General features: G+C 71.1%; 5 protein-coding genes. 2 read left to right on the top strand and 3 right to left on the bottom strand.

Annotated features, from left to right (window positions below):
- Positions 1-93: 93 nt before the first annotated feature.
- Positions 94-261, top strand: a complete 168-nt coding sequence (locus AA75_RS50860; protein ID WP_199520325.1) for a hypothetical protein — start codon at positions 94-96, stop codon at positions 259-261.
- A 189-nt stretch (positions 262-450) separates the two neighbouring features.
- On the opposite strand, the gene AA75_RS14615 is transcribed toward AA75_RS50860, so the two are convergent.
- Positions 451-900: an SRPBCC family protein gene (locus tag AA75_RS14615; protein ID WP_033820430.1), complete on the bottom strand. Its 450-nt coding sequence runs from the start codon at positions 898-900 to the stop codon at positions 451-453.
- A gap of 766 nt (positions 901-1,666) precedes the next feature.
- On the opposite strand from AA75_RS14615, the gene AA75_RS14610 reads away from it, so the two are divergent.
- On the top strand, positions 1,667-2,044 hold the full coding sequence (locus tag AA75_RS14610; protein WP_033820429.1) for a hypothetical protein: 378 nt from the start codon (positions 1,667-1,669) through the stop codon (positions 2,042-2,044).
- A gap of 1,389 nt (positions 2,045-3,433) precedes the next feature.
- Here the strand turns inward: AA75_RS14610 and AA75_RS14600 are convergent.
- Positions 3,434-3,934: a hemerythrin domain-containing protein gene (locus tag AA75_RS14600; protein ID WP_033820427.1), complete on the bottom strand. Its 501-nt coding sequence runs from the start codon at positions 3,932-3,934 to the stop codon at positions 3,434-3,436.
- A gap of 80 nt (positions 3,935-4,014) precedes the next feature.
- A partial coding sequence (locus tag AA75_RS49315) for a hypothetical protein (RefSeq protein WP_033820426.1) occupies positions 4,015-4,251 on the bottom strand: 237 nt, incomplete at its 5' end.

The following is a 4,251-nucleotide window of genomic DNA, read 5'->3' as shown; positions in this document are numbered from 1 at the left end:
CGTCCACCAAGATCGGTACGACAACGGCTTCTTAGCTCCTTTAAGGACGGGACCGCCCAAGTGACGCCTTCCAGAGAAGCAGGAGATTTCGCCATGGCCTGGATACTCTTCCTCATCCTGATCGCCGTCGCCCTGGGAATCATCGGCGTGGCGACGCACGGCCTGCTCTATCTCCTTTTCATCGGCATCGTCGTCCTTCTCCTCGCTGTGGGCCTTGGCGGCGCGCGCTTCCGCAGAAGCGGAGGCCGGTCCGCCCGCTAGTCTCGGGCGGCCCCGGGCCCGGCCACAGGCGCGCACGGACGGCTCTCATTCCCTGCGGGCATAGGCGGTACAGCACCGACCGCCTGTCCCGACCGGCACCGGGGCGCCCCCTGTCCCGGTGCCGGTCGGAGCGCCAAAGCGACGGTCCCGGCCCCGCGCAGTGCGCGGGGCCGGGGCGGCCTGCCCTTGTCAGAGGGTGTCGCGGTAGCCGCCGCTGGCGGTCCCACGCTTTTCGATGAAGTGCTTGAACCGCTTCAGGTCGCCCTTCACCTGACGGTCGAGCATGCCCATCATGTCGGCGGCCTTGTCCGCCATTCCGCCGGGCTGGAAGTCCATCTCCATCATGACGCGGGTGTGGGAGGCGTCGATCGGCTCGAAGCGGACCATGCCGGTCTGCTTCACGTCGCCGCTGGTGGTGCGCCAGGCGACGTGGTCGTCCGGGACCTGGTCGACGATCTCGGTGTCGAACTCGCGCTTCACACCGGCGATCTTCGTCTTCCAGTGGTTGTGCCGGTCGTCGATCTGGGTGATCTCCTCGACGCCGTCCATGAACTGCGGGAAGGTCTCGAACTGCGTCCACTGGTTGTACGCGGTGCTGACCGGCACGTCCACGTCGATCGATTCCTGCACCTTGCTCATCGTTCCACCCATCTTCGGATCGGTACCTTGCGCGGTGGTCGGGCACACGCCTGCCCCGGTCACCGGCCCCCATGTCGGGTGATACCGATTCCGCCCCCCGCACGACGGCCCGGCAACCCAGGGAGCTTTCTCGGACACGGGCAGTGACCATGGCTCGCGCGGCGCGGCGCACGGTTGGCGGTCCGACGGGTTGCAATGTTCCCGGCCGGCGGGCGCAACCGCCTGCGGCGACCGGGCCCGAGCCACGGGTCTGCCCACCGCTCGTCCGACCCCTCGTTCGGTGCGCAAACCCGCTTCCATCATTCGGCCGAGCACGGGCGTCGCCCCGCTGGGCGCCCCTGCGGCGAGGGACCGGCCCGACCCTCACAGGCCCCCGGGAGGGGCGTCGCGGTGCCGGCGGACCGCGTCACGGGGTGGGGCGGGGCGTACCGAGGACGGGCGCCGCCGTCACTGGGACTATGGCGGCCCGCGATGGCGGTGAACGGAGCGTGGAGCGGCGGGGCTGAGCGCGAGTGGCGCCAGTAGCAGCACCATGGCGGGGGGGCATGCGCACTTGCAGTGGTCGGGCGGAACTGACGGTCGCCCGCCCGCACGAGCTGCGAGCATGCCTGTCGCCTGGGCTCATCCGTGAGGCAGCCGGATCTCGCCCGGTGGTGGTCGCTCCAGGAACGGGATCACCCCGCCCGACGGTTGCCGTCGCCCGTTCCGGACAGGCGCGAGAGCACAAGGCCGCGCGCCGTGCGGCCGCGGGAAGCAGGTGAGCACCATGACCACCCGACCGACCCAACCGTCGATGGGCGAGGGACACAGCAGGTTCGAGGGCGACAAGCAGCACGGTTGGTCTCCCGACATCGACGAGGAACACCAGGAACCGAACGACAGCGCCGGCAAGTCCTTCGACCCCGACGCCGCACCCCCGCCCGGCCCGGGCCGCGAGTACGCGAAGGAGGAGGACCGGGAGGTACCCGGCGATACCGTGAAGAGCACCTCCCGCCGCGGCGAGGACCACGGCACGGGCACCGGTACCTACGACACCGGCCCGCAAGGCCCCTCCCGGCGCCCCAGCGGCGGCCGTACCGCCGACGCCCACACCGGCGTCGACCCGAAGGAGCCCGCCACCGACACCCCCACCTCCGCCCACTGACAACGGCCCCGCCGCAAGGTCGGCGAGCCTGCTCGCCGTCCCGGCAGCTGGAACCGGGGGCCGTCGTACGGGTCAGCCACGGCCCAACTGGCCGCTCAGGATGACGATTGAGGGGCGCCCAGGTCGACGGGCTCTCCCGCATGAGGGCGGCGCGGGCCGGCTCCGGGACTCAGCGCAGGTCTCCGCCCGGGGTCAGACGCGCCTCGGCCAGGAGACAGGTCACCCTGGCGGGACCGGTCGAGGTCCGCACCGCACTCCGAACAGCGCGGACCGCGACCGTGGCGCTCACGAAGGCGCCCGCGCCTGGAGCCCGCTCAGGCCGGTGACCGCGACGACCTGCCCGTAACCCCGACCCCATCTCCTCGACGACGAAGGAGCGGCGCCGGTGGGCGGCGGCTATCTGAACCAAATGCGCCTCGCAGCAAACTGCGCCATCAAAACGGGCCACCTCCGCGCCCGCGGAGGAGTCCGGCACCCGCAGGACCACGAGTTCCCGCGCCGCAACCACGGCCCCACACGCGTCACACAGCTCCGGCATGTCCCGCCCCCGCGGTCGCGTCAGGGTGGACACACACCGGGCCACCGCGCGGTCCCCTACCAGCGGCGCCAACGCCCGCTGAGGGATGCCGGGTGTCGTAATGCCCCAGGCCAACCTTGCCCTCGCGACTACGAGAAGGACCTGTGGCACAGCGGCTCGCCCCGCCGGTCCGAGCGCCCGGCCGCCCCACGGCGCGCACGTGACCACGCGCCAGAGGGACGTAACACCATCCGTGTCGACCTGCGCGGCGAGCCGCGAGCGATCGGCCGTGGCGCCGACCGAAGTGCAGTGCACGGGTGGGGGGAAGGAACGGTCTGCTCAAGGGAGGCCCTCGTCCCTGCTACAAGACCCGCGCGCACTCCGAAGGAGGCCCGGCCGCCCGGGGGGAGGAGCGACCGGGCCGGGATCGGCGACGGAATCAGCGTGGACGTCCGTCTCCAATTCGACCGTACGACACTCCCCCGGCCGACAGGTTCAGGCGCGCGCGGCCGCGCTGCCTGGCGTGAGCCGCCCATGAAGGACGACGCCACCGTCCTGTGCCTGGACTGGCACGGCCCCGCCCTGATAGGCGCAGGACGAACGCCGCCGCCCGGACCCACTACAGGCGCGAGCCAGGACACACACCGCCAACCGCCCACGACCTCAAGGTCACCGGCCAGGCGGCGGCGCATGGCATCCGCCACGCACCGAACGACGGGCTCTCCCGATGCCCCCGGCCTGAGGGCGGGCCTGTAGCCACAACGCGGGCAGTGTTGCGCTCATCCGACATCGACGCGCCGGCGGCGCTGCGCCCGGCCGACAGCCGACGGCAGGTGAGGATGGCGGTGCACCAGTAACGGCCCACCACTGCGTCACCCGAGGATGGCGTCGGCTGCCTTCTTGAGCGAGCCGGGCTGTTCGGGCCGGTGCGGTGCCGTCGCCCGGACCTCCAGCATCCGGGCGCCGATCTCCTGGAGTTCCTTGCGGCCCAGGGCGTCGCGCACCTTGGGGAACCAGTCATGCTCCTCCTCCTCCATGTGGTGCCCGACCGTCTCGATGAGCACGGTGGTCTTCGCGTCGAACCGCTCGTCGTCGGGCGTCATCGCATCGAGCTCGGCGCACAAGAGGTCCGCGACGTGGTGCTCCTCGTAGGACTCCAGGATGTCCCGCTCCAGCGCGGGTACGCGTTCGCGGACCTCCGGGTACATGACCTCGTTCTCGATGTAGGTGTGGACCGTCAGAGCCTCCACGATCCTGCTCACCAGATCAGCCTTGACCTCGGCCGCGTCCGCGTCGGCGCCCTCGAACTCCCGGAAGAGACGGCGCACCTCCTTGTGGTCCTCCTTGAGCAGCACGATGGCGTCAGTGGACATGTTCGCACCTCGCTTCCGGGCTCGGCGGTGCCACTGCCGGAGCCCCAGTCGTCCGTCGGGCCAGGCCGGGTAGTCGATAGTCAGCGGCCGCGAGGCCGGTCACCGTCATCCTCCTCGTCGGGGCCGTTGGCCTCGTAATCATCGTCTCCCTCGTCGTCGTACTCGTCCTCGTACTCCCCGTCCTCGGCTTCGTCCTGACCACCGTCGGCCTCGTACTCCCCGTCCTCGTACTCGCCCTCGCCCTCGCCCTCCGCGTCCTCGTACTCCTCGCCCTCGCCCTCGTACTCCTCGCCCTCGCCCTCGTCCTCCGCGTCCTC

This window comes from Kitasatospora sp. MBT63, assembly GCF_000710465.2.
Classification (GTDB): domain Bacteria; phylum Actinomycetota; class Actinomycetes; order Streptomycetales; family Streptomycetaceae; genus Kitasatospora.
Note: the sequence above shows the minus strand (reverse complement) of the source record. Positions and strands in the feature narration are given on the sequence as shown.

What these genes read in the sequence shown, in the direction of transcription:
- AA75_RS50860 (WP_199520325.1), top strand. Translation starts at nt 94, where the DNA reads ATGGCCTGGATACTCTTCCTCATCCTGATCGCCGTCGCCCTGGGAATC.
- AA75_RS14600 (WP_033820427.1), bottom strand. Translation starts at nt 3,934, where the DNA reads ATGTCCACTGACGCCATCGTGCTGCTCAAGGAGGACCACAAGGAGGTG.
- AA75_RS14610 (WP_033820429.1), top strand. Translation starts at nt 1,667, where the DNA reads ATGACCACCCGACCGACCCAACCGTCGATGGGCGAGGGACACAGCAGG.
- AA75_RS14615 (WP_033820430.1), bottom strand. Translation starts at nt 900, where the DNA reads ATGAGCAAGGTGCAGGAATCGATCGACGTGGACGTGCCGGTCAGCACC.